Annotated in this window: 22 protein-coding genes and 2 pseudogenes; 8 read left to right on the forward strand and 16 right to left on the reverse strand. The window is 37.9% G+C overall.

What is annotated here, in order from left to right; genetic code table 11:
- Positions 1-36: 36 nt before the first annotated feature.
- The gene (locus GQR52_RS12375; protein ID WP_165728657.1) at positions 37-738 is read left to right on the forward strand and encodes a metal-dependent hydrolase; all 702 of its coding nucleotides are present in this window, start codon (positions 37-39) and stop codon (positions 736-738) included.
- Positions 739-1,084: 346 nt separating this feature from the next.
- Complete coding sequence (locus GQR52_RS12380) at positions 1,085-1,687, forward strand: thiamine biosynthesis protein ThiC (protein ID WP_165728658.1); 603 nt, start codon at positions 1,085-1,087, stop codon at positions 1,685-1,687.
- 270 nt (positions 1,688-1,957) lie between these two features.
- Here the strand turns inward: GQR52_RS12380 and GQR52_RS12385 are convergent, their stop codons facing one another.
- The gene (locus tag GQR52_RS12385; protein ID WP_165728659.1) at positions 1,958-2,524 is read right to left on the reverse strand and encodes a PD-(D/E)XK nuclease family protein; all 567 of its coding nucleotides are present in this window, start codon (positions 2,522-2,524) and stop codon (positions 1,958-1,960) included.
- Between the two features lie 772 nt (positions 2,525-3,296).
- Between GQR52_RS12385 and GQR52_RS12390 the strand changes: the two genes are divergently transcribed.
- Complete coding sequence (locus GQR52_RS12390) at positions 3,297-5,363, forward strand: agarase (protein WP_165728660.1); 2,067 nt, start codon at positions 3,297-3,299, stop codon at positions 5,361-5,363.
- Positions 5,364-5,569: 206 nt separating this feature from the next.
- On the opposite strand, the pseudogene GQR52_RS12395 reads toward GQR52_RS12390, so the two are convergent.
- From GQR52_RS12395 to GQR52_RS12410, 4 genes and pseudogenes are all read right to left on the reverse strand, one after another.
- A pseudogene (locus GQR52_RS12395) lies at positions 5,570-5,731 on the reverse strand (transposase); the annotation flags it as partial.
- 110 nt (positions 5,732-5,841) lie between these two features.
- Positions 5,842-6,887, reverse strand: a pseudogene (locus tag GQR52_RS12400) (transposase).
- A gap of 490 nt (positions 6,888-7,377) precedes the next feature.
- Positions 7,378-9,144 (reverse strand): hypothetical protein, encoded by a 1,767-nt coding sequence (locus tag GQR52_RS12405; RefSeq protein ID WP_165728661.1) that lies wholly within the window; start codon positions 9,142-9,144, stop codon positions 7,378-7,380.
- Positions 9,145-9,415: 271 nt separating this feature from the next.
- Complete coding sequence (locus GQR52_RS12410; RefSeq protein ID WP_165728662.1) at positions 9,416-10,021, reverse strand: cold shock domain-containing protein; 606 nt, start codon at positions 10,019-10,021, stop codon at positions 9,416-9,418.
- A 460-nt stretch (positions 10,022-10,481) separates the two neighbouring features.
- Here GQR52_RS12410 and GQR52_RS12415 point away from each other — a divergent pair, with 460 nt between their 5' ends.
- Positions 10,482-11,099 (forward strand): trimeric intracellular cation channel family protein, encoded by a 618-nt coding sequence (locus tag GQR52_RS12415; RefSeq protein ID WP_165728663.1) that lies wholly within the window; start codon positions 10,482-10,484, stop codon positions 11,097-11,099.
- Between the two features lie 76 nt (positions 11,100-11,175).
- Here GQR52_RS12415 and GQR52_RS12420 read toward each other — a convergent pair whose 3' ends face one another.
- The 3 genes from GQR52_RS12420 to GQR52_RS12430 are packed head-to-tail and all read right to left on the reverse strand — an operon-like array spanning position 11,176 to position 12,535.
- Entirely contained in the window at positions 11,176-11,679 is a 504-nt protein-coding gene (locus GQR52_RS12420; RefSeq protein ID WP_165728664.1) for a YetF domain-containing protein, read from the reverse strand.
- A 32-nt stretch (positions 11,680-11,711) separates the two neighbouring features.
- Positions 11,712-12,056: a hypothetical protein gene (locus GQR52_RS12425; protein ID WP_165728665.1), complete on the reverse strand. Its 345-nt coding sequence runs from the start codon at positions 12,054-12,056 to the stop codon at positions 11,712-11,714.
- A 26-nt stretch (positions 12,057-12,082) separates the two neighbouring features.
- Positions 12,083-12,535: a DUF302 domain-containing protein gene (locus tag GQR52_RS12430; RefSeq protein ID WP_165728666.1), complete on the reverse strand. Its 453-nt coding sequence runs from the start codon at positions 12,533-12,535 to the stop codon at positions 12,083-12,085.
- A 147-nt stretch (positions 12,536-12,682) separates the two neighbouring features.
- Here GQR52_RS12430 and GQR52_RS12435 point away from each other — a divergent pair, with 147 nt between their 5' ends.
- The gene (locus GQR52_RS12435; RefSeq protein ID WP_165728667.1) at positions 12,683-13,312 is read left to right on the forward strand and encodes a response regulator transcription factor; all 630 of its coding nucleotides are present in this window, start codon (positions 12,683-12,685) and stop codon (positions 13,310-13,312) included.
- Positions 13,299-14,888 (forward strand): MASE1 domain-containing protein, encoded by a 1,590-nt coding sequence (locus GQR52_RS12440; RefSeq protein WP_165728668.1) that lies wholly within the window; start codon positions 13,299-13,301, stop codon positions 14,886-14,888. Before GQR52_RS12435 ends, GQR52_RS12440 begins: the two co-directional genes overlap by 14 nt.
- 5 nt (positions 14,889-14,893) lie before the next feature.
- Here the strand turns inward: GQR52_RS12440 and GQR52_RS12445 are convergent, their stop codons facing one another.
- Positions 14,894-15,436 carry a hypothetical protein gene (locus GQR52_RS12445; protein ID WP_165728669.1) on the reverse strand — a complete coding sequence of 181 codons (543 nt, stop codon included), beginning with the start codon at positions 15,434-15,436 and terminating at the stop codon, positions 14,894-14,896.
- Between the two features lie 253 nt (positions 15,437-15,689).
- Between GQR52_RS12445 and gloA the strand changes: the two genes are divergently transcribed.
- A complete protein-coding gene (gene gloA / locus GQR52_RS12450; RefSeq protein ID WP_165728670.1) occupies positions 15,690-16,217 on the forward strand; it encodes a lactoylglutathione lyase in 528 nt (175 codons plus the stop codon).
- A gap of 69 nt (positions 16,218-16,286) precedes the next feature.
- Here gloA and GQR52_RS12455 read toward each other — a convergent pair whose 3' ends face one another.
- The 7 genes from GQR52_RS12455 to bioB all read right to left on the reverse strand — a co-directional run bounded on the left by GQR52_RS12455 (position 16,287) and on the right by bioB (position 23,626).
- Positions 16,287-16,802 (reverse strand): hypothetical protein, encoded by a 516-nt coding sequence (locus GQR52_RS12455; protein WP_165728671.1) that lies wholly within the window; start codon positions 16,800-16,802, stop codon positions 16,287-16,289.
- A 246-nt stretch (positions 16,803-17,048) separates the two neighbouring features.
- A complete protein-coding gene (htpX, locus tag GQR52_RS12460; protein WP_007586783.1) occupies positions 17,049-17,912 on the reverse strand; it encodes a protease HtpX in 864 nt (287 codons plus the stop codon).
- Positions 17,913-18,124: 212 nt separating this feature from the next.
- Positions 18,125-19,708, reverse strand: coding sequence for an FAD-dependent oxidoreductase (locus GQR52_RS12465; protein WP_165728672.1), 1,584 nt, complete (start codon positions 19,706-19,708; stop codon positions 18,125-18,127).
- 129 nt (positions 19,709-19,837) lie between these two features.
- On the reverse strand, positions 19,838-20,521 hold the full coding sequence (gene bioD, locus GQR52_RS12470; protein ID WP_165728673.1) for a dethiobiotin synthase: 684 nt from the start codon (positions 20,519-20,521) through the stop codon (positions 19,838-19,840).
- 28 nt (positions 20,522-20,549) lie between these two features.
- The gene (locus tag GQR52_RS12475; RefSeq protein WP_165728674.1) at positions 20,550-21,425 is read right to left on the reverse strand and encodes a methyltransferase domain-containing protein; all 876 of its coding nucleotides are present in this window, start codon (positions 21,423-21,425) and stop codon (positions 20,550-20,552) included.
- Positions 21,422-22,573: an 8-amino-7-oxononanoate synthase gene (locus GQR52_RS12480; RefSeq protein ID WP_165728675.1), complete on the reverse strand. Its 1,152-nt coding sequence runs from the start codon at positions 22,571-22,573 to the stop codon at positions 21,422-21,424. The genes GQR52_RS12475 and GQR52_RS12480 overlap by 4 nt, the downstream gene beginning before the upstream one ends.
- Before the next feature lie 12 nt (positions 22,574-22,585).
- Positions 22,586-23,626, reverse strand: a complete 1,041-nt coding sequence (bioB, locus tag GQR52_RS12485) for a biotin synthase BioB (protein ID WP_024593493.1) — start codon at positions 23,624-23,626, stop codon at positions 22,586-22,588.
- A gap of 93 nt (positions 23,627-23,719) precedes the next feature.
- Here bioB and bioA point away from each other — a divergent pair, with 93 nt between their 5' ends.
- Positions 23,720-25,021 (forward strand): adenosylmethionine--8-amino-7-oxononanoate transaminase, encoded by a 1,302-nt coding sequence (gene bioA / locus GQR52_RS12490; protein ID WP_165728676.1) that lies wholly within the window; start codon positions 23,720-23,722, stop codon positions 25,019-25,021.
- Positions 25,022-25,086: the final 65 nt, after the last annotated feature.

Raw genomic sequence — 25,086 nt, forward strand, 5'->3', positions numbered from 1 at the left:
ATAGAATGCCAACCTATTTTTCTATCAAGAGATACAATGGCAAACTTCAATACTCATCTTAATACTGCCGTAATCATCACCGGCTTAAGTTCAGCCACTTTATTATCTGCAGGCCATATTGATTTAAACGGCGCACTCTGGCTATGGTTTTTAGGCTCAATTGGCGGCTTATTACCCGACATAGATTCAGATAACTCAACATCACTCGATACTATTTTTAACTTATTTGCACTGAGCGCTGTATTACTGGTACTGCATTACATAACCACCGAGCTCATTATTGAAATTAGCTTTATCGAGTTAATCGTAGTGCCATTATTGGTTTACGGATTTATGAAATATATTATTAGACCCATTTTTGAATGGATCACAGTACATAGAGGTAGTTGCCACTCTTTACTATTTATACTGTTATGCGCGCTATTAACGACTCAAGTAACATGGAAACTGAATGACCAATCAACCACACAAGCTGCTGTTTTTGCCTGGTTAACGGGTGGGTTTATTTTATTAGGCGGATTAATTCATTTATTGCTGGATGAAATTTACAGTGTAGATTTAAGTAATGTCAGAATTAAACGCTCTTTTGGCACCGCTTTAAAAATAGCTGACTTTGATAATAAGTTAATTACGCTAGCTTCAATTATTGCCATTGCAGGTTTAATCTATGTTGCGCCCCCTACAGAACAAACTATCACAGCGTTAAGTGATTGGTCTCACTTTATATTTCTATCTTAACAAAGTAGGTTTTAAGCTATTTTACAGCATTGCCCGACTACAATAAGTGGCTTTTACAAAGTCACTTATGTCCATTGCTAGAATACGTGTAAAATGCCCTCTTAGTAATCTAAAAGTTGATTCACTAAGAGGGTGTGAGACCCAGCGTTTTTAGAGGCATAAATGGCTTGAATCACAACGACTTTGCCGATTTAAGTTTTAATTAAAATCCGTAGCTTGAGCCTATTTGTTATTAATTATTACTTTTGTAGGTTTGAGTGAAATAATTAAATAGCTTTACCTGTCTTCTACCCAAGTATGAGAGCTATTACAGCTTTTAAAAGCATAAAATTATAAGAGGTACATAATGGAATTTACGAATAAACGCACCATGCTAATTACGGCATCTTTATTGTTGGTGTTAGCGATAACACAGGCTGTTTTTACTGCCCTTTACAGTGCAGAAATTAGTTTTTCAAGGCAGTATGCATGGGGACTAGAAGCCGTGGTTTTCACTCTACTTGTTGCCTTTGCGGGTTCTGCTATGGTGCAAGCAAAAAACGCTCAGCTAGGATGGTCGGCTATAACATTTAGCGCGATTCTTAACATAGTGCAGGTAAGCATTGGCCTTACTTTGTTTTCAACATTTGGAAAAGTAGCGGGTACCGTAGAAGGCGCACAACCTTTAATTAGTGGCGTGGTTTCGTTGTCATTCATGATTTACTACGCAGCTAAAGTATTATTAGGATTAGCAGCACTTGTTTTTGGCCTGTCTTACTTAGCTAAAGGTGGTAAAGCCATTGGCGGGCTTACAGCCTTAGCAGGCGGAGTTGCAATGCTTGCCAATGGTATTTTAATTACCTTTGGCCGTGATGGATTTCTTCCATCAGCTGTTGCTGGCGCTTCGGGTATGATTGCAACGTTACTTTTAGCGATATGCTTAATAAGCCTTTACCGCAAACAAGACTAAGGCTTAATACCTTTCAAGTAATGTGCTTATTTAAATAAGTTATAAACATCGGCGTATATTAGAGATCTAATTCGCCGATGTTTTACGTTTAAAGCATTCGCCTAGCGTACCTCAAGTTAATGCCCTCTTTCGTAAACTAAGATTAATTCACAAAGAGGATATGAGGCGCTGCGCTTTTAGAGGATAAAAATAGCTTATATCAAAACCTTTTAACCAATTTATGTTCTGATGTATGAAGTCAACATTTGACCCCTTTAGATTCTTATTTTCCTAATTAATACCTTTAGATTCAATAGCATTGAAGATATCTTCCCATTTCATAGCAAAAACTTTAACACCTTCAACGTTGTCGATTACATTCTGCATTTCACTTAAATACCAGCCTTTAGACAAAAATAACTCTGAAGTAAGAACTATCAATATTTTGTTTTTAAAACCACTTTTCTTAAGGAACTTTGCTTGCCTTATAAGCTGGGTACCAGCGCTTGTAAATTTACTTCCAATTTTATTTTCGATTAACACGATTGTATTTTCGCTTTTAGAAAACGAAAGTAAATCTGCAGGCATCTGCCCCCATATATCTACAGTTTCTGCATCTGAAAAAAGAGGATATTCACAATAAAATGGGGTTGAGCAATTAATATATTCTGAAGAACAAAGTTTGTCAGATAAATATGGAATTGAATAAAGGTTAACACTACCCCAGTCAATAGAGCTATTTGCATGATGATAGGCCAATAACGAGCTCAACTCTGTCTCATTACTCGCTTTAAAACCTGTAATTGGATCTACCATTTCATTAGGAATACTTTGGATGAATTTTATTTTTATTGTCAATTGAAGACTCCTTGCCTTAAAAATTAATCGTTCAGTAGATTAATTCTTTATTTCCTCTGAGGTTAATCTCAAAAACATTAAATGTAAAAGGCTGCTTAATTTAAGCAGCCTTTTTAATAGCCTGTAGAACATGGACAACTTATAAAATTGCCCAATCTAAAGTCTCTTGCTAGTTTTGCGTATTCTCAATAGGCCAATCTTTATGGAACAGACCAAACTAGACAGCCACATTTATTGAACAAACAAAACTGTGACACTAAATTTGCTCTTCAAGTTCAAAATTTATCTTTTATTGCTGGGTCACTTTATTTCATCCGTTAAATAAGTAATTAGCCCTATTAAACCTAAATTACACGCATGAAAATAACTGCATAATGCAGTTGTGATTTATTACTGAATAGTTTTACTGAGTAGCTTAAATTTTATGCGAGTAGCTTTTCGCAATTGCTGATACTTTCTTGTCGTGACGCATACTGAGTAAACCGCACCTTTAGTTGATAGTTAATTGTTTACAATGCATCTTGGCTAGGTATTTATTGAATAGAGCTATTTTTTAAAGAAGTTTTATTGTTCTATTCAGATTTAAAATATTGACTTTAATTATTAATATAAATTAACAGCGAGTAGTTGAAATTATAAAAAATCGCTGTTAATTAATGATTTATGTCAGATGGAATAGAAAAATTAATGGAAGAAATAAAAAGGATAAAAAAGAAATAGAGGATTTTCTTATATGGAAATAATTACAACATCTAAACATCCGAGATACTATATGATAAACAAGCAAAAAAATTATTCAATGCTATATAAAGCATTAATTATCGCTCTACCAATACTTACAGCTACTTTTACAAGTAATGTAATAGCGGCTACAAATAAAGTTAACGTTGATGTTAATTTAGATACTAAACATCGTATCGGTAATATTCAAAGTTTCAATCGTGAAAAGTTTATTTCGTTACATTCAGCACCAACTGAAAATGATTGGAATGATGATAGCAAAGGTAATAATGAATTAGATGATTTGATCGGAAAATTCATCAAAGGTTACGACGTATATTTTGGTCGTGATACAGGGTATATGAAAAACCAACTTTTTGGTCAAGCACAAGATAACATCCGTTCAGGTTTTATTGACGAATCAACCGCAACAACTCTAGGGAAAGCAGCAGTAAATACCTTTGAAAAAAGCACTCAGGCCAGATTCGTTAATGGTAGACGTTTTAAAAATAGATCAGAAAATATGGTTGTTGCAGGTCAAGTTCACCCGTATTATCCTGATGGTACTAACATTGGCAATACTGGTTGGGCTTTCTCACAAACAGATACAGCGCAAGAGCCACTTGGTACAGCAACAGGTCACTATATGGGCCAGTTCTTAAAAAATTACTTTGCGCAAAGTAATACTGCAGTAGGTCATCCAAAACCTGCGTTTATAGAGGTAGTTAACGAACCTCTTTACGATCTTAATATCGATCCTAAAGATGGCAGAGCAAAAGCTCCTATTTCTGATATTTTTAGTTACCACACCAGTGTCGCTAAAGAAGTTCGTAAAACAAATAACGAAAAGTTAAATAAAGGCGTTAAAATTGCTGGATATACCACAGCATTCCCTAATTATGATTGGGATAACTTCCAACGCTGGGAAGACAACGATAAATTATTTATCGACACGGGAGGCAAAGATATGGATGTTTTTTCAATTCATTTATATGATTTTCCTACTCACCCACGCGGCGAAGAATATAGACGTGGTAGTAATGTTGAAGCAACCCTTGATATGTTAGAGCAATATTCAACGATTAAGTTTGGTCGAGTTAAACCATTATTAATCTCTGAATATGGTGCTTCGGTGCATTCATTACGTAATAAACCATGGACGCATGTTCGCGATGCTGAAAAATTACGTGGTTATAATGCGTTATTAACACAATTTTTAGAACGCCCTAATGTTATTGCTAAAGCTATCCCATTTATTCCAGTGAAAGCTGAATGGGGTAGACATGGTGATACCGGTTACCCATATGAAAACCGTTTAATGCGTCAAAATTTTGAGAAAGCAGGTCAAACAGGTACACAATGGGTATACACTGATTTAGTGAAGTTTTATCAATTATGGTCGAATGTTCGAGGTACGCATGTTGATAGTTGGGCATCAGATTTAGATATAATGGTTGATGCGTATGTGCAAAATAATAAAGCACACATCATCATGACGAGTTTAGAGTTTGAAGATACTGATGTTTCATTGAAAGCATTGGGTATTACGGGTAACTCGGTTAAATCAGTTCAAATAAAAACGTTATCTTACGATAATAATAACCATGCGTTATTGGAAACTAAAAACCTAACGAGTGTGCCAGGTACCGTATTTTTACCGAAAGAAAGTACTAAGATTATGACCATTACTTATCAAAACAAGATAAACATTGATAAAGTAAATCAAGAAACAAAGTATTACGCAACAACTTATAAAAAGCCGATTAAGGCGAATAGTAGTCTATTATTTAATATTAAAAATGTTGAAGTGGGAGCCCAAGGTGAAGCTGTATTACGCTTAGGTATGGGCCGTGCTCATGGTAAGTCTCTTGTTCCAGTTGTAAAAGTGAATGGTGTTACGGTAACAGTACCAAAAGACTTTAGAGGATATGACCAAAAGAACGGTAAAACCCGTAACGGTCGTGCAAGCTTCTTTGGCGTGATTGAAATCCCTGTACCTCATGACATTTTACAAGGCAGTAACTGGATTAATGTCACCTTTGATGATGCGGGTGGTTTTGCCACAAGTGCAGCTTTACAAGTAATAAACTCAGACGAGAGTATTACGCGTAGACTTTAAATTTCTATTATAAGCAGTTGAGGTAAGTAGTTTAAATAAGCTTTTACTGAACATTAAAATGGTATTCATAAATTATGAATACCATTTTGTTGTTTGTAATACTTACTAAATGCATAACTAGTCGTTAACGCATAAAAAAACTTAAGCATTAATTTTTGAATAAAAAATTTAGATTGGGTGTCTTGTTAATTTTAGGGTGTCTTGTTAATTTTAAGCAGCTTATCTTCAACCCACCCTCGTCGATGCTCGTAAGATTGACCAGTAAAACGGTCTTCTCCACATAAAAATGCGCGACGAACACAGCGTGAAATACAGTGATAGTATTTTGTATCAACCAAACTTACTTGACGCTTTCTTGCGATTGCAATAAGACATCCTGCTTGCTTTTTGCACAAACCTACTAAATTACACGCATGAAAATAACTGCATAATGCAGTTTTAACTTTTTACTGAATGGTTTTACTGAGTAGCTTAAATTTTATGCGAGTAGCTTTTCGCAATTACTGATATTTGAGCGCCGTTTCCGGTTTAGATTTTCACAGTAACTTGCTTGTGAAGTGGGCCTACCTACTGCACCATGAAATACGCGCGTAAATTGTGTGGTGAGTTTTAACCAGTTTTCGGGGGATATATTAAGTCTTTCTAGCAAAGGAAGGTTCATATTATCAATGTGCCCGCGTTTATCCTCTCGTATTATTCGCCCTGTTAACTCAACAAGTTCAAGGTACGATTTAAGCTCAAACGGCAGCCCTTTAGGCATAATCTGACGTGGCATGCCTGCAAAACGTAGTAACTGTTTTGGTTGTTTACCTTCTGCCGCGCATGTTAAGCGATTTTGTACACTGGTATGGTCTGATTCTTCTGGTGTGTTAGCCATTTTAGCTCTAATGGGATTTAAATCGACATAGGCCATACAGGCTGCAAGTGCTGCTTCATCTAGTAATGCTTGCGATTTGAATCTACCCTCCCACAAAGTTGTATGGAACAACTTTGAACGCCTTAGGCGGCCCGAAGGGTGAGCGCCATGGATGGCAGCGAATAAAATCGTCCTGTGCAGTTATCTTCTTTATTTGCCCTGCGCGCAATATCTTCATTTAATAGCCGCATAAACCAGCTGATACTTGCTAAGCGTTCGCGGTATTGTTTAACCGTTTGATTGAAAAAGATGAGTTCAACTTTACTTAGCTTTTCACCTTGTACATATTTTTGCGTTAACGATGTGCCTTTACAGAGTTTATGCCAGCGAATAACAATCGCTTTATCATTCAGCCTGTTTGCTTTCTTATCATCTACATACAGTACTAAATGGGTGTGATTACTCATTACGGCATAAGCACATACATCAATACAAAATACCTTCGCTAATTCAAGCAGCTTATCTTCAACCCACCCTCGTCGATGCTCGTAAGATTGACCAGTAAAACGGTCTTCCCCACATAAAAATGCACGACGAACACACCGTGAAATACAATGGTAGTATTTTGTATCAACCAAACTTACTTGACGCTTTCTTGCAATTGCCATAAGACACCCTGCTTGTTTTTTGCACTAAATAAAGGCTAGCCTCTAACTTCGAAAAGTGCAAAATTTAGATTGGGTGTCTTGTTAATTCTGTTTTAGCTTCTTTAATTTATTTGGATCTGCTTTAACACCATCTGCACTTTTTTTTATTTCAGCTATTGCATTTCTATCCAATAAATAGAGTTTCTTCATTAAAACCTCTTAGTTAAAGTACTTGCAGTGCTAATGGTGAACACTAGCACCTAACGAGGCTGTAGAATAACTCCACCAGCCAAATTCAATTAAAAAACGAGTTCCTGTAATTAACTCTAAGCGTTTTTAAAGCATTAGGTAATGCATTTGGAACCCATAAAACAGGCTGTTTTTCTTAAAAATGAGTTATTCTACAGCCTCAACGCCCACATAAGCGGACTAAAATAGTGGGCTAAACTTTGTTGAGGAACGAAACATAGCCCGCTGTTTTTGTTCCGATTTAATGTACTTGTTAGCACTACTAATTGGCACAGTATATAATTGGTATTGCATTCATATCTTTAACCGCGTGTGCAAACGAAGATATTATCCAAAGTAACTGAATTACATGACCAGAAACACTTTCACCTCGCTGGATTTTTGAAAATTCAGTAGTAACGGCAGCTTTAGATAAAAAAGAACAACTTAGAATACATTTTCTATGTAACTTATAATCTTTAAGTAATCCTTCAAGAAAAACTTCGGCTGTAGCTGGATTTCCTTTTCTGACTCTTGTTATTTGAGTATTAAACCCATTATTATTATATGTATTGGAAAATTTATCATTTATACGATCAACCATTTGAGCTTTAGTAAAATACATATTCCCTAGATTTTTAATCCCTTGCCCCACGACATCGTGAAGATTACTAGCCGAAGTACTTGCGCCACCATGTTTTGAATGTATAAAACTAATACTCGAATCAGCTCTATTAAAAGTAATATGGTCTGCCCATTCAATTCCTAAATCATCACATAATATGAAGTCATCGTTTTGATGTAAGTCCTCAATAACACCAAACATTGAATCTGCATCAAAGCTTGTAATCGTATTAGAGAAACTACCTTTCTCTGACGTGACAGACTGAATTTCGATTTTAGGATGAAATATTTCTAAAATGCTATTTATCTCGGAAATTCCAGAGGAGTCTTCAAAACAAGAGCCCATAAAGTACATATACTTAGGGTCGGTAAAGGTAACACTGTAGTATCCATTTTTTACAATAAATTTTTGTAACGTGACTTCTTTACCGTTTTCAATAACTCTAAATTTTGTCAATATTTTGGATGTCAAAGTTAAACTCTTTGCATTTTTACGAAGCCTTGTACAAGACTCTCTTCCTATAACTTTACATTCTGAATTGAGCTCGTACACTTTCTCAAGTAACGAAAATAATCTGTTCAATAATTTTGTGGACGCGTCTACATTACCGTTTTTAGATGATTTATATTTCAAGACTAAGCCATCTTTTTCAATTCTTTCATATAGAGGAGTGCTTTCCACTAACAATGCACTAGGCTCACATACATCTAAAACTTCAGTTAACTCAACTTTTTTTGCAAATGAATCGAGGAAGTTATTTCCATTAGAAGGGTTTTCAATTAATTCAACCTGGTCTTTAACCCATATAGCAATATCATCTAAAGATTTACGTTCTGATGACTCCACTAATCGACCCGTTCCGGAAATAGTTTTGGTAATAGCCCCTTGCCTCAACTTTAAGTAGAACGGAATTGATCTACCCGCAGAATGGGTCGAAAGTAAGCCTTTAAGGTCTGCGGCTTCATAAGAGCGAGCTCTCATTGCTCGATCTGAAACAGTCATATTTCTTAATGCTATTTTTTGAAATTCAACATCATTATCATCAAATGTAGCTGTTAGCTCCCTACTATCGACTAACCTAAAATGCTCTTTTAGGAACTCAGATGTATTAGCACAACTTTTTTTAAATACTGCTAAATAGTTTTCATACTCAATCAATATGATAAAAGCATAAACTCTATCTTCTAATTCTTCATCAATGAAATATACTGGTCGCACAGAAGGAAAAACTCGGATTGAGCACTTGTAGTTCAATTCTAGTTCTTCAACAACTTTATCTTCTCTGAATAAATCAACAACATATTCAGCTCCGCTATCCATATTATCCACAGCAGAGTCCAGTATGTTATTTACAATTGAATCCTCAATTTCCGTTATAGGTACATAGAATTGAGCATTCTTAGTTAGTTCTAAACGTTCAGGCATACTCCATACTTCCTTGTAGTGCTAACAGCTTATTGAACCCCACTTTGGGGGGTTATAACACCCCAAAACGGTGTATATTACGTTGTTCGATACTTACACTAAATAACTCTGTTAGTAACAACTAACTACAAGAGTTATTCAATGACCTTTGTAATTTAACCCCAAAACGACTTTTAATAATGTTATGGGACAAAACTTACATAACTGTATTTATACACAGCAATTAATTAATTCTATTTTTTTAAAGCTAAAAGCTTTATAGCCCTACCCTTTAAAACCGTGTATCCCTCTCACAAGGGTCACCATCCCTATCGCCATCCATTTTTGTATCCGGGCAGTTATTAATAAAAAATACCGCCTCTTCGCGTGAGCGCATTTCAGTACAATATTGCCTGCCATCACACGTAAAATTTTGCGTGCTTTTTGGAATAACGACTTCTGGGTACTTTTCATCAAAGGTGGCTAAATCATCATTGGTGGCTAAATCGTCATTTAAGAGAATGGGAGTTTGGTTGCTTGAGTGAGCGTTGTATTTATTAATCGCATAAAAGCAAAGTGCAGCAATTAGCGCTATTGAGGCAACTTTACCTAAAAAGCTACTGGCAAAATTAGATTTAGCCATACGGTACGGCTGTTGTGTGTGTTTTTGGTAAGGTGCTTTTAGCTCTGTAACGCCTTCTATGCGACAGTTAATTGCTTTTGTTTTACCGTCGGGCTGTGTTGCAACCTCAAAATAAATAGTGTCGCCAACTTTAGGCTTGCGGCTCATGTGTTTGAGCGCTGATATGTGTATAAACGTGTCGTGTTCTAGGATGTCTGATTTAATAAAACCAAAACCTTTGTCTGTTTTCCACGACTTTAACAATCCTTTGTGCATATGTGTGCCTTAATAACCTGTAATGCTTAAACTGCGTTTTACGCTAGTTTCATTTAGTTAACACTTGTTATTATACGTTCCTAAATTAAAACCATGCAACTATTTATTCATATTGCGTTAATTTCACGCTCTATCTATTAAGCTTAATAATTAAACTTAACTATTAAATTTAGCTATTAATTAAAGCGCTAAAACTAGTGCTCTAAAAATGCTCATAGGACTAAAACCAAGTAAAAAATCAACCAGCTTTATTTTATGGCTAACGGACAAATGTCCTTTAAATTTTAATAATTAACCCTCAGCTCTACAGTGACTTAACAGGCTGTTTACACTGTATTTTGTCATTAGTTATTTCTATCTGAATTAAGCTTTTTTAGTACGATTTCTCATTCGTTTTTTAGCTCATTTATCTATACAATCACTCCTTTATTTTTACGCACATATTTCAAGTGATTATCTCATGCTATTAACGATTGTTTATATTATCGGTATTACAGCAGAAGCCATGACTGGCGCACTTAGCGCAGGACGAATGAAAATGGACTGGTTTGGCGTAGTGCTAGTAGCCAGTGCAACGGCAATTGGCGGTGGCAGCGTACGAGATATATTACTAGGCAATTACCCGCTTACGTGGGTACAGCACCCAGAGTATTTATTAATTACTTGTATTGCAGGCATTGTGACTACGTGGCTGGCTAAATGGGTGGTTAAATTTAAAGGCATATTTATGCGCTTAGATGCCCTCGGTTTAGCTGCATTTAGCATTATTGGCTGCCAAGTGGGGCTTAATATGGGCTTGCACTATGGTATTTGTGTTGTGGCAGCCATTGTTACTGGCGTATTTGGTGGCTTATTGCGTGATTTAATATGTCGTCAAGCACCGTTGGTATTGCACAACGAGCTGTATGCTAGCGTGGCGTTAATTGTAGCGTGCTTATATTTAGCGCTGCACCATTACAATATTGACGACAACATAAGCATTATTGTAAGCCTAGTTGCGGGATACTTAATACGTATGGCATCAATACGCTTTAAATGGCGCTTGCCTACGTTTAGTTTATTAGAACCGGCTAAATAGCTAAAATAGTTATATAAGACAGGCTTGAATCTGCTAGGCAATAAAGCCTGTCTTCTCTTTTACTGATCTTTAATACTCACACTACATCGCTTAACGCGGTTTTAGAGCCACTGTTATTGTGTGGCATTACGCTAAAGCTGCCGTCTGTTTCGAGCACAACTGCGGCTACCTCTTCTATTGCAATAATACCTGCGCCTCGCACTGCAGCGCGAATTTCTGACTTTGTTACCCGTTGCGATTTAAGAGCTGAATCACAATACTCGCCATTACTTAATAATAACGTGGGGTTTGCTTTTACAAGCGCTGCAAATTTTGACGAGCGCACACTAAACCAGGTAATAGCGTATTGCAGCCCTATTAGTACAATAAAGGCAAGTATACCTTCAGCTAACGGGACGCTTTTTGAAATAATAACAGACGCTAATATAGAGCCCAGCGCAATGGTGACTACAAAGTCGAACACATTCCACTTTGAAAGCGTACGTTTACCCGATACACGTAACCAAAACACCAGTGCTACATAACCCAGCACACCAATTATAAGTACGCGTAATAACCCCTGCATGTCATTGTAAAACATAATGGCTCCTTTATATAATGCCGCTATTAAATCTAACCCTTGTTTAATTTAGTTAATAATTTCGCACCTAAAACAGTACCAATGGGGATGAATAAAAGCCATAGATAGGCAAAAAACTTTAAAGCAGGTTTAAGCAATGCAAAATCGTTTACACGTTTATTTTTAATCAACATGTAACTTATAAAATAGCCAACCAACGCTGGTATCATTTGTATTAACGAAATTACTATACCAGATGAAATATGCCCTGCGATTAATTTAGGATCGCCACCAGAAAATGCTATATAGGCATTATAAATACCTGTAAAAAAACTAATTAGCGACAGTATTATAAAAGCCTGTAAAGCCAAGCATAAAAAAACTAAAATTGTTTTCAAAATAATCCTTATTTACGTGCGTTAATTTACTGCTTAACAGTTGCGGTTGCGAGTGTGTTTAATACTTTACTTAATTTTGTAGCAACTAAACAGTTTGGTACATTATGGCGCGCAACTATATAAGTAGGATCGTTGTAACTTAACCACACTTGCGATTGTGCGTCTTCCCATACCAATGCTTTTAGTGGTAAATCAATACCTATTGTTTGTGCGCACTGCATAAGTGGTGTGCCGCCTTTAGGATTACCAAAAATAAGTACTTCTGTTGGGTTAAGCTCCTTATCTACTTTTTTAGCACCGGCTGCGTGATCTATTCGTGCAAATATATTTAGCCCTTTTTGTTTTGCCAAATTCTCAAACTTATCCATAGTGGCTTTTGCACTTAATGGACTTTTGACTGAAATTAGCCACTCTACTGCGTTAGCATTTGTAATAGTAAAAAGTAATGCGAGTCCAAAAATAATGTTTAGAGTTTTCATAGTGCCTCCGTTTAAATATATAAATACTGAGCGTTATTGCTCCTTTAATTTTTACAGTGTACATTTTTGCTAGGTAATTAAATTTAATAAATTTTTTGGCTGATGGTTATGTATTTCAATGTATAATAAATTTAAAGGGAGAAATACATGCACATTGGAATAATTGAAGATCATCAATTAGTACGCGACAGTTTTAAAAAGCTATTAGAGCTACAAGCAGACTGGGAAGTAATAATAGAAGCCTGCAACGTTAGCCAAGCAAAACTGGCTGTTGAGCTTGAACAACCCGATATATTTATTGTTGATATATCACTTAATGAATCAGAAACCGGCCTTACATTTTTAACCTACCTTAACGAAAATTTCCCTGAAATTAAAACTATTGTTGCCTCTATGCACGATTACGAACCTTATGTAAGTAATGCACTACGACTAGGTGCGCTTGGTTATGTGTCTAAACGTTCTGCGTCGGAGGAGTTAATTGATGCCGTTAAATCGGTTGCATTAGGTAAACGCTACATAAGTGAAGACGTAAACTTTGCTTTAAATACACCAAACTTAGCATTAACTATTTTAACTAACCGCGAGCTTGAAGCTTTACCGCTGTTAGCAAAGGGCTTTAATGCAAAGCAAATAGCGCAAAAATTAGAAATAATGCCTAAAACAGCGCACGTGCATAAGGCAAACATTTACAGCAAGCTTAATGTTACAACCTCGTTTGAGCTGTTAAAAATAGCTATTGATGCGGGAGTAATAAAGCTAGATGAACTTACCTAGTACACTGCCCGCCTTTAACTTTACTATTACAGCGACCGTTAAAGAAATTACAAAGCAGTTTGTAGTTGGCGTAATTTATTTTATTGCCTGTATTGCTGCTTTTTGGGTTGGAGCTAATTTAGAAACCGTGCCCGAAAGTAGCGCTATATTTATTCCCGCAGGGATAAAAATTGCTTTTTATTTACTTTCGCCAACTCGTTATTGGATTACTTTGTGGGTATCGTCTCGTGCTTTGGCTGCTCACTTAGGGTATACAATGACCGGCGCTTGGGAGTTTAATTTACTGCATGGTTTTTGGCAGGAACTTTGCTTTTTTGCCCTTGTGTATGCATTTAAACATAGCCGCTGGCTGCCGAGTATTAATAATAGTTTAGGTATACTTTCGTTAATTTTATTGTGTGTTGCGAGCACCTCAATAAAGTGGTTTTTGTTTTCCAGTGCGTTTGAATTTACAAACATATTGGTTGCTAAAGAGCTATTACAGTATCAATTAAATATGTGCCTTGGCGATATAACTGGCTCGTTATTAATTGCGCCGTTTATTATGCTTTTTCATTCTTTAAACCTTCCGTTAAAGCGCCCTGCATTACTTAAAATCACTAATTTAACGGTTACGTTGGCTACCCTTTTACTTGTTATGATGCTTGTATACCTGATACGCCCTGATACCTATCCATTGCTTCGCCTTGCATCGTTATTACCTATTATTTGGTTTTCGTATCGCTTTGGCGTATTAGGCGCGGTAACTAGCGCTACACTTATCAATACACTAATAATAGTTGAAGCAAGTATTACCCATGAGCCTAGCAATACCTATATTAGCCAGTTGTTTATTTTAGCTAATGCGATTACCAGTATGGTTTTAGGCGCGGCTATTACAGAGCTTAAACGTAAAAATACCGAATTAAAAAATATTAACCGCGCGCTTAAAAAGCAGCTTGAGCAAAACACGCTTCTTGGAGCTAAAATGGTGAGCGTGCAAGAAAACGAGCGAAAGCATCTGTCACAAGAGTTACACGACGAACTTGGGCAAAACTTAACGGCTTTGAAAACCGATTTGGCTATTTTGTCGCACCTTAGTGATGAAAAAACGCAATCGTTTGTGGCCACGTTAAAAAGCAATGCAAACTCTATGTACGATTCTGTTTATCAATTAATGCATTACCTTCGCCCTCGTGAACTGGACGAATTAGGGCTACAAAATGCGATGACCCAAGGGCGATTAAAAAGCTTACTTACCAAAGCAAATATTAGCTACGAGGTTAATTTTAATGTAGATAATGCGCTGACAAAAGAGCATGAAATTGCCATTTACCGAATTTGCCAAGAAGCCGTGACCAATTGTATTAAGCACAGTAATGCTGGCAATCTTATTATAAATATTAAAACGGATAGTCAGTTTATAAAATTAGAAATTAGTGATAACGGAAGCAAAGTAAAACCGACCGAAAATTCAGGTCACTATGGTTTAGCATTTATGGAAGAGCGCGCTATTGCGCTAGGGGGTAGCTTTAAGGTTACTGATCAAGGCGGCTTTACCATTAAAGTAAAACTGCCTATAAGTGTTGGGCGTTAAACGCTTTAACAAATTGATACTTGCTTAGTGTAAAACTTTTGCCTTGGTTGATCATCAAATGCGTCATCGGGGTTTACCTGTATTTCAACTTGGTTGCCCACCAGCTGTAGCAATAACCCGGTCGCTATTTGGCAATTGCCTAAGGTTGATTTTACAACCACCTTTTTGCCTATAGCGTCTTGCAGCCTTGGCTTTGGTAAATTAGGGTTAGTAACAGGTCTTAACCCTTCTGCTTTTACAAATAAATTTATGCAATAAAGTTTAGCTGCGGCAACTCTTTGTTCGTTCATTTTAGCTATATCAACATTATTCAAAAAATGAATAATGGCTTGGTTAGCGCGGCTAAAGTCACTAGTAACATCGTCTAGCTCTCGCCCTGCTGCCCACTTTCGGGTAACTAAATACTTGCCAGCTTCCATTCTTGCTAAGGTAATTGACGCTCCAGTCATTTTACTAAACCATTCAATACAATAACTTGCTGTATTGATGTTATGAAGTAATACGCTCATGCTGCCAAATTCTTTTGTACTTTCATCTAATAAAGTCATATTTGTATCTCAACGTCCTAGTTGTAAAGAGTTTAATAGTAATTATAAAAGTAAAAAATCATCCATATTCCTAATCAATCTAGGAAAATGGCTTAGTAAATAACATGTGCTATTTATAAAACACCATTTACGAGCTTAAACCCATTATTAATGGTTAAAATGTTAAGCAGTGGTTTAAATTTATCGTACGGTTGATTATGATAAATTAAATACTATATCTATGTTTTCGCTTTATTATTATGAAAGGATCGCCATGTCTAGCTATAACGAATCTCCAGAGCAAATTGAACAAGCCACACAAGGCTATGTAATGCAGCAAACAATGTTGCGTATTAAAGATCCAAAGCCGTCTTTAGAATTTTACCAAAATGTATTAGGTATGAAGCTGTTAGGTAAGTATGACTTTCCTGGTATGAAGTTTACGCTTTACTTTTTAGGCTACGAGCAAGAGCTTCCAGAAGGCGATGATAAAGCAAAAGCTGAATGGGTGTTTCGCCGCCCTGCGCTAATAGAGTTAACCCATAACTGGGGCACTGAAAACGATGACAGTTTTGAGGGCTACCACAGTGGCAATCAAGAACCTAAAGGCTTTGGCCATATTGGTATTAGCGTGCCTGATGTTTACGAAGCTAGTGAGCGCTTTGCAAAATACGATGTAGAGTTTGTTAAAAAGCCAGATGATGGCTCAATGAAAGGGCTTGCGTTTATTAAAGACCCTGACGGCTATTGGATTGAAATACTCTCTGCTGAGGGAATTACCGAAATTATACTTTCTCAGTAACAACTGATTTGTTTATATTAAAAACCAGCTTTTTTGCTGGTTTTTTTATTTTGCTCGTAAAATTTGTCTCTATTTATAAGCCCAAGCATCGGTTATAAACACTTGGCACTTGTTGTAACTAGTAGCAGACTTTTGGGCTATGCCTCTTACTCTAAAATTAGTTAAGCCATTAGCTATTATTAGATCTTCGTCGGTTATTGATAGCGTATCGACTAGTGCGTTTTGCTCTGATAAAAAGTCGACTTTAAACTTTATATTTTTAAACGAAAAGTCTGATTCATTTTTTATTTGCCCTATACACGCAACATACAAACCATCTGTTTCATTTTTAGTGCTTATTTGGCTTACATTAGCAGTTAAGTTTTTTTGTGCTTGTTCTTCAAGCCCTGCTACATAAATATTTTGATAAAAAACAAACCCAAAAATACCAACAATACTTAAGGCCAATGCACCAATAATTATGGGATTATTTTCTAAGTTAGAGTACTTAGCTTGAAGAGAGGTGCATTGCGGGCATTTTTTAGCGCGAGAATCAATTGAGCTGAAACACATAATGCATTCTTTAGTTTGCTGAATATCTACCATTACAATAAGCATCCTTGTTAAGTATTAAAACCAGCAGCAGTGCTGACTTTTAAGGAGTTTAAGTGTACGCATGCAAAGAATATCCGTAAATACAAATAGCTTAAATAAGTAACGATTTTAGCACCCATTAAAAATAACTGTATATAAACACAGTGCGCTTGTTTTTAGCATTTTAACGTAAACATAAAAAAGCCAGCGGTTAAGCTGGCTTAGTATATTTACTAATTTATATAGTTACTTACATAGCTACTTACGAAGTGCGTCTATTCGCGCATCAAGCGGTGGGTGAGATGAAAACAGCTCAGCCATACCTTTGCCACTTGCAATACCAAAGGCCATCATTGAACCTTCTAATTGCGATGGGTGGTTTTGCTTTAATCGCTCAAGCGCTGATCGCATTTTGTCTGCACCTACTAATTTAGCTGCGCCGCTGTCGGCTGCAAACTCACGCTTACGGCTGTAACTTGCAACTACTATGCTTGCTAGCACGCCAAATAATACTTGGAATAACATATCGAATAAGAAGTATGTCCAGCTACTGCCACCCTCTTCTTCATCGCTATTAATAAAGTTATCTACTATGCCTGCCAGTACTTTTGCGGCAAATATTACAAAGGTGTTTACCACGCCTTGTATTAGCGTAAGCGTTACCATGTCGCCGTTAGCAATATGCGATACTTCGTGGGCAAGTACGGCTTCGGCTTGATCTTTGGTCATGTTGTGCATTAAGCCTGTGCTTACTGCCACTAACGAGTTGTTTTTACTTGGGCCGGTTGCAAACGCGTTCATTTCTGGGCTGTCGTAAATAGCCACTTCTGGCATTTTAATACCTGCTTTTTGTGCTTGCGCAGATACCGTTTGTACAAGCCAATGTTCGGTTTCGTTTCGAGGCTGCGTAATTACATGCGCGCCTGTTGATTTTTTAGCGATCCATTTCGACATAAATAACGAAATAAACGATCCACCAAAACCAAATACGGTGGCTATAAGTAAAATTCCGCCTAGGCTACGATGGCTTAAGCCCAGCGCGCTCATGATTATTGAAAGCACTACACCTAATACCAACATAACCGCTAGGTTAGTTAATAAAAACAAAAATACACGTTTCATATTGTCCTCACAAAAATAGGTTTGATCACCGAACATAAAATTAAATTAGGTTAAAGCAATCACTGCGTTATGACACACTATGTCATAACGTTAGCGCTATTTTGTGACAAACTATGTCATAACACAAGTGTTATTTATGTGTTTATTGATAATTTTTTTAGGAAGAGTTTTACAGCAATTTTAAAACTGAAGTTTCTTTATAAATCAGCTTATTACAAGCTGTGATTTAGCTCTGCCATATCAATTGGAAAACCACGCTCGTGTGCCAATATGCGTGCAACTTCGTCAATTTTTTCGCCGCTATTATGTTTAAGGTACGACCATTGGTGGGTACTGCGGTGATGATTTACAGCAGGATCGCTGCTTATTATTCCCAATTTTATAAACTCACCCACTATTTGATCTGCCGCTATTAACGTTGACGATGCTTTAACATTTTCGGCCCGCGCATAATTAATATGCGAATATAAACTTACATCGACTACGCGCAAAGTGTCGTCATCCCCTGGGATTTGTTGCCCGCCAAACAAGGCATTATTTTGTTTATTAGCAGTTTTAAACGCAGGTACAAACTCGGCTACATAATCAATTGCTGTTTGGGTACGTGTTTGCAATGCTGCTTCATCCCAGCCATCTTTAATATAATGCAGGTATTTATTGGGAAGTTTAGGTTGTGCGCTCATTGGCGTTGCATCAGCTAACCCATCATTAAACAATGTAATGTTGTTAGTCATTCCATGTATTTGAAAATATCCGTTAGGGTAAGGCGTCAGCTGCGCCATACCTTCTGGCGTACCACGGTTACCATAAATAATTATTTCGGGTATTTGCCCACCAGCACCTTGCCAATGAGTAATGTAAGAGGCTTTAAATTCGACCATGCGTTTTACATCTACCCCAACCAGGTCGTCAATAATACCGGTTTGAAAACCACACGCATTAATAAGGTAATCTACCTCAATCGTTTGTGTATCGACTTGTGTATCGGTTTGAGTATCAGGTTGTTCATCAAGGCTTGGCTCTGATTGGTATTCAATGCGCCACTTAAGTGTTTGCTTATCATTATTGGTATTTATAACTGGCGATACACTTTTAACACTGGTGCTTGTTAAAACGTGAGCGTGTTTGTACTGTGCAAGGGCGAGTTGTGCACTGGCCGATAAACGAAATATATTCCAACCATATTCTTGTGCAACAATAAGCGGAAACTTTAGCTTATCTAAATCTAAATGCTTAGCAACGGGTATCATCCACTCATCTAACGACGTGGGCTTCGCTACTTGTTTTTGCTTAGCAAGCTTTAGCATTTGCTCATAACTATATAACTGATAATAATGCTCTGGCTCGCCTAATACTTTATTAGCGCTGTCTTGCTCTACAAGCTCGCTGTAGGCTTTTACTAATTTATTTAAACGCGGAAATAAATCCTCGGGTGAGTCGTCATCGCGTTTAGGTACGGCAAATACGGTAGGACGAACATCGATGGTGTGAGGATAAAGGCGCGCAATGTCTATACATTGCTTGAGTAAATCTATGCAGTCTTCATCGGGTATTTCACGGTATAAGTTGCCACCTGCATGCAAATGGCACATTGGAGGGCCATCAATTAACGACTTTTTCTTTTCAAGTACATAAGTTTCTAACCCTAACGCAGCAAGTCTAATGGCTATTGTGGCGCCAGCTGTGCCCCCACCTATTATGCCTACGCGTTTTTTAGGTAAGCCATAGTTTAGTGCTTTTGGCTCGGCGCTTACGTGCGCATCTGGGGCGTAGCTTTCAATAAATGGGTGCGTCATATAGTCGTTATGTCCTTAGTAACTTAGTAACATTGTCTTTAAGCAAGCTATGTATTTATAAATGTTTATATGTGTACTAAGGCTGACTATTTCAAGATTTACCTAAAAAAGTAAATCTTTTTAAACCACTTAAGTGTTTATAGATAATGCACTAAGCAAGCTTTTGTATATTTGTAACTTAGGAGTTTGCTCGCTGTATGGGCTTATAGCAAGTATTGGGAACGGTAAACGTGCTTTAAGTGAATCAAGGTTTGCTTGATACTCGTCCATGTTTTTATCGACTTGGTTTGCAATCCAGCCAACGCAGTTTATACCCATACTTTGCATATGCGCAGCGGTTAGTAACGCATGATTTAAGCAACCTAATTTCATACCAACAACGAGTATTACCGGCAGTTGCTCTGCTTTAACCCAGTCGTATAAATACTCCGTATTGTTAATAGGTAACGCCCAGCCACCAGCACCTTCGGTAAGTATGTAATTAGCGCCCTGCTGTTTTACATCATTATAAGCATCACTTAGTTTATCAATAGTAATACTAACCCCAACTTTCTCCGCTGCTATGTGCGGCGCAATAGGGGGTGCAAACGCAAACGGATTTACTACGTCGTATTTAGCGCTGACTGTTGCACTTTCCATTAGTATTAGAGCATCGGCGTTTACTAGCTGCTCAAACGCCATTTCGCAGCCAGCAGCAAGGGGTTTATAGCCAATAGCGTGTTTTTTATGTTGGGCAAGTAGCTTGAGTAGCAAGCTGGTAACGTGAGTTTTTCCGGCATCGGTGTCGGTGCCTGTTATAAAAAATTCTTTCATGCGTTGCCTTTAATGTCTTTGGGCTTATTTAGTGTTTTTCTAATGATAACAGCACCACATGATAAGACACACATGCTTTGTTATTTATAAGCGGATACGCATTGCATACTTTTTGTAGCGCCGATTTAGTAAGTAACCCTTGACGTGTATTGGTATGATTTTGCGTAGTTGCACCTATAGCTTTAATTGAGGCAATAGCTTTTAAAGGTGTTGTGTATTCATCGGTGTAAATACGTTTTTGAGCGCTGTTAATAGTAAACCCTGCTTTTTGGACTGATTGGTTTATATGCAACTCACTATTAAAGGTATTTATGTGGCTGTTAGAATCAAGCGCTGCAAAGGCTGTTTTTATTTCGTTAAGTGAGCCCTCTACCACAGTGCTTATGTACGCCTGCCCGCCTGGTTTTAATATGCTGTAAAGCGATTGCATTAAAGCCGAAAAATTAGCAGACCACTGCACTGCAAAGTTACTGTAAATAACATCAACACTGTTTGCTTGCAGCGGTAAGTTATCCATATCTGCACATATTTTAGGTGTGGTTAAATTACTACTTTGCAGCATGTTTATGCTCAAATCCATGGCAATAACGCTTGCAAACATACTTTGTAAGGTATGCGTATTAACAAGTGGCCCTGCGCCTAAATCAACACAAAGCTTATTTTTATTAATACCTAGTTTTATGAGTGAAAATAGATCGATCGCAGCATGTTTTTGTACATTTGCATGGGTGTTATAACGCGCTGCCGCCTTTGAAAATTTACTTTGTGTAGACTTTTTAAGCTCCTTGTTTAGCTCTCGATTTGGCTCCTTATTTAATTCTTTATTTGAATCGCTACTTACTAGGCACGGTTTTACAAGTTGTGTTTGCACTAGATCTGTTTTTAATACTGGCTGAGCAGTCATGCTATTGCACCTACTAAATGCTTAACTAAGTGCGTTATGTCTTGCTCGGTATGTGCGGCGGTTAAAGTAATGCGTAAACGTGAGGTGTTATTTGCAACCGTCGGCGGCCTAATTGCAGTAAGCCAAATACCCTGTTGTTTAAGTTTATCTGCCGCTTGCAACGTTTGCTCAGCGCAGCCTAATACAATGGGCTGTATGGCTGTGTTTGACTCCATTACAGCAATCTTATGGGTTTTAGCGAGTTGCTTAAATAACGCAATATTAGCATTAAGCTTATCGCGTTTATCATCAGCTATTTTTATGCTTTTAATACGCGCTAGTGTGTGGCTTACCATAAGCGGTGACATGGCGGTTGAATACGTGTAATCGCGATTAAACTGCAGCATGTAATCAATAAACTGTTTACTGCCTAATACACACGCACCACTACTAGCCGCTGCTTTACCAAACGTAATGACTAATATATCTGGAAGCGTTTGAGTAATAAATGCTTCGCAACTGCCCAAACCTGTTTTACCTAATGCGCCAAAGCCGTGTGCGTCGTCAATCATTAGCCATGCGTTGTGCTGTTTTGCAAGTGCGAGTAATTCTTTAAGAGGCGCGGTATCGCCATCCATCGAAAACACGCCTTCGCTTATAATTAGCTTGTTTTGCGCTTTTGATTTTTCGAGCCGTGAGCGTAAATGGTTCATGTCGTTGTGATTAAAACGCACTAAAGCCGCGTTACAATGCAGAGCACCGTCAATCAGGCTTGCATGATTTAACTTATCTTGAAAAATAGCGCTGTTTTGTGCAGCGGCTTTATCTTGAAACAACGCCTTAATTACGCTGCTATTAGCGCTAAACCCTGAGTTAAATAGCATCCCTGCGCCATAACCAAATTGCTCGCATAAGTATTGTTCAAGCGCTTTTTGCTGCGCCTGATAACCTGTCACTAATGCGGAGCTGTGGCTGCCTAATGCTTGGGAGTTATTAAGGTTAACAGCCACATCTCCAAAGCCTAAGTAATCGTTACTGGCAAAATTAAGATAGGTTTTATTATTAACCGTTATAGTACGCGCTGTTGCATGTTGCACTACGTGGCGTTTACGAAGTAACGCATCTTGCAGGCGAGCCTGCAGATGCGTGTTTATAAAATCAAAAGGCATAGATATAAAAGCCTACGCTTCGTAAAACAATTCAGAGGTTGCTTTGTCGGCTACTTGCGATGAAAGCGAAGCTTCTACTGCTTCGTCTGAATAGTCGTGACGCTTTTCTGGGTTCATGCCTAATTTTTTAATTAGGTTCATATCGGCATCAGCGTCTGGGTTTTCGGTGGTAAGAAGTTTGTCGCCATAAAATATTGAGTTAGCGCCTGCAAAAAAGCACATTGACTGCATTTGCTCGTTCATGGCGTTACGCCCTGCCGATAAACGCACATAACTGTGTGGCATCATAATGCGCGCTGTTGCTATGGTACGTATAAATTCAAAATGATCTAAATCGTCTGCGTTTTCAAGCGGTGTGCCTTTAACTTTAACGAGCATATTAATAGGCACGCTTTCTGGCTGTTGTGGCAAATTAGCTAGCTGCATCAGTAACCCATAACGGTCGCTTGCTTGCTCGCCCATACCGACTATTCCGCCTGAGCATACTTTCATACCAGCATCGCGTACGTGGTCAATGGTATTTAATCTATCTTGAAAAGTACGGGTTGATATAATTTGCTCGTAATACTCAGGTGACGTGTCAAGGTTATGATTATAGTAATCAAGCCCAGCGTCTCGAAGTTCATGAGCTTTTTCGTTTGTGAGTTTACCCAGCGTCATACAGGTTTCTAGCCCTAGCTCTTTTACTTCTTTAACCATTTGCGAAATGTATGGCATGTCTCTGTCTTTTGGATCTGACCATGCAGCCCCCATACAAAAACGCGTCGCACCTTTTTGTTTTGCAAGGCGTGCTTGCTCTACTACTTTTTCTACTTCTATTAAGCGTTCGCGTTCTAAATCGGTTCGGTAATGGCCAGACTGCGGGCAGTACTTACAGTCTTCTGGGCAAGCGCCTGTTTTAATTGATAACAAAGTAGAAATTTGCACTTCATTTGGGTTAAAGTTAGCACGGTGAACCGATGCGGCTTTAAAAAGTAAATCGTTAAATGGCATTTCAAATAATGCTTTAACTTCAGCGTGGGTCCAATCGTGACGAACAGGTGCAAGTTCCATAATACTCTCTTATTTTTTCTCAGCGGTGATATTGGCTTAGTCTACGAGTTGAAGTACCATTGTCAACGAAGCCCACCAAGTTAAAGTTTACATATGATTAAAAAGAATGCGATTGACCTTGATTTTGATCGTGAGCACATTTGGCATCCATATACATCGATGACTAAGCCAATTCCGGTATATCCCGTTACACATGCAAATCACAACATTATTCACCTTGAAACTGGCGAGCAATTAATCGATGGCATGGCCTCGTGGTGGAGCGCAATACATGGCTATAACCACCCTGTTATAAATAACGCCATGATTGAGCAAATTAATAATATGAGCCACATTATGTTTGGCGGTATTACACATAACAGCGCGGTAGAGCTTTGCAAAAAAATAGTAAATATAACGCCGCCGAGTTTAACTAAAGTGTTTTTAGCCGACAGCGGATCGGTAAGTGTTGAAGTAGCAATAAAAATGGCGCTGCAGTATTGGTTAAGCCAAGGCATTACAACAAAACAAAAATTAATGACGCCTTACAAGGGCTACCATGGCGACACCTTTGCAGCCATGAGCGTATGCGACCCCGTTAACTCAATGCATAGTTTATATTCAGGCTTTTTACCTGAACACGTTTTTGTACCTGCACCGGTTAGTCAATTTGGGGGCGAGTTTAACCAAGCTGAAGACAAAGAGCTTGAAGAATACTTTAAAGCAAACCACAGCCAAGTAGCCGCCTTTATCATTGAGCCTATTGTACAAAACGCGGGTGGGATGAACTTTTATCACCCCGATTATTTAGCCTGCGTTCGTAAATTGTGCACCCAATATAATGTACTGCTAATTTGCGACGAAATAGCCACTGGCTTTGGCCGTACAGGTAAATTATTTGCTGTAGAGCACGCCAATATAGAGCCCGATATAATGTGTATTGGTAAAGCATTAACTGGCGGATCAATGACGCTATCGGCCACTATAACAAGTGATAAAATAGCCATTGGCATAAGCGAAGGTGAAGCAGGTGTTTTAATGCACGGCCCTACGTTTATGGGCAACCCGCTTGCCTGTGCTGCGGCCTGCGCAAGTATTGATTTATTACTTGAGCAAAACTGGCAACAACGAATAAAGCAAATAAATACCCAACTACAACAACTTAATAAATGCAGTGAACTAGATGCGGTTGCCAATGTACGTACCTTAGGTGCTATTGGTGTTGTTGAGCTAAACGAGGCTGCTGGCAATGTTGATGTTGCTAAAATTCAGGCTTATTTTGTAGAGCAAGGCGTATGGATACGTCCATTCGGTAAACTAATTTACCTTATGCCACCGTATATAAGTGACGACACCAGTATAAAAACACTGTGTGATGCCATTTACAATGCCATTAAAGGCAAGCATTACGCTTAATAGCCGGTCTCAATAACTAATCCTAATACAGTTTATAGGGCTATTTTCTGTAACCTACCGCTACA

The organism is Pseudoalteromonas sp. 31A1, from assembly GCF_011378815.1.
Classification (GTDB): domain Bacteria; phylum Pseudomonadota; class Gammaproteobacteria; order Enterobacterales; family Alteromonadaceae; genus Pseudoalteromonas; species Pseudoalteromonas arctica.

Bases quoted from the DNA above. Each gene is read 5' to 3' on its own strand.
- GQR52_RS12375 (WP_165728657.1), top strand. From the start codon at position 37: ATGGCAAACTTCAATACTCATCTTAATACTGCCGTAATCATCACCGGC.
- GQR52_RS12445 (WP_165728669.1), bottom strand. From the start codon at position 15,436: ATGACTTTATTAGATGAAAGTACAAAAGAATTTGGCAGCATGAGCGTA.
- bioA (WP_165728676.1), top strand. From the start codon at position 23,720: ATGATTAAAAAGAATGCGATTGACCTTGATTTTGATCGTGAGCACATT.
- GQR52_RS12390 (WP_165728660.1), top strand. From the start codon at position 3,297: ATGATAAACAAGCAAAAAAATTATTCAATGCTATATAAAGCATTAATT.
- GQR52_RS12440 (WP_165728668.1), top strand. From the start codon at position 13,299: ATGAACTTACCTAGTACACTGCCCGCCTTTAACTTTACTATTACAGCG.
- GQR52_RS12420 (WP_165728664.1), bottom strand. From the start codon at position 11,679: ATGTTTTACAATGACATGCAGGGGTTATTACGCGTACTTATAATTGGT.
- GQR52_RS12475 (WP_165728674.1), bottom strand. From the start codon at position 21,425: ATGACTGCTCAGCCAGTATTAAAAACAGATCTAGTGCAAACACAACTT.
- GQR52_RS12455 (WP_165728671.1), bottom strand. From the start codon at position 16,802: ATGGTAGATATTCAGCAAACTAAAGAATGCATTATGTGTTTCAGCTCA.
- htpX (WP_007586783.1), bottom strand. From the start codon at position 17,912: ATGAAACGTGTATTTTTGTTTTTATTAACTAACCTAGCGGTTATGTTG.
- GQR52_RS12435 (WP_165728667.1), top strand. From the start codon at position 12,683: ATGCACATTGGAATAATTGAAGATCATCAATTAGTACGCGACAGTTTT.
- bioD (WP_165728673.1), bottom strand. From the start codon at position 20,521: ATGAAAGAATTTTTTATAACAGGCACCGACACCGATGCCGGAAAAACT.
- GQR52_RS12415 (WP_165728663.1), top strand. From the start codon at position 10,482: ATGCTATTAACGATTGTTTATATTATCGGTATTACAGCAGAAGCCATG.
- GQR52_RS12480 (WP_165728675.1), bottom strand. From the start codon at position 22,573: ATGCCTTTTGATTTTATAAACACGCATCTGCAGGCTCGCCTGCAAGAT.
- gloA (WP_165728670.1), top strand. From the start codon at position 15,690: ATGTCTAGCTATAACGAATCTCCAGAGCAAATTGAACAAGCCACACAA.
- GQR52_RS12410 (WP_165728662.1), bottom strand. From the start codon at position 10,021: ATGCACAAAGGATTGTTAAAGTCGTGGAAAACAGACAAAGGTTTTGGT.
- GQR52_RS12405 (WP_165728661.1), bottom strand. From the start codon at position 9,144: ATGCCTGAACGTTTAGAACTAACTAAGAATGCTCAATTCTATGTACCT.
- GQR52_RS12380 (WP_165728658.1), top strand. From the start codon at position 1,085: ATGGAATTTACGAATAAACGCACCATGCTAATTACGGCATCTTTATTG.
- GQR52_RS12430 (WP_165728666.1), bottom strand. From the start codon at position 12,535: ATGAAAACTCTAAACATTATTTTTGGACTCGCATTACTTTTTACTATT.
- bioB (WP_024593493.1), bottom strand. From the start codon at position 23,626: ATGGAACTTGCACCTGTTCGTCACGATTGGACCCACGCTGAAGTTAAA.
- GQR52_RS12465 (WP_165728672.1), bottom strand. From the start codon at position 19,708: ATGACGCACCCATTTATTGAAAGCTACGCCCCAGATGCGCACGTAAGC.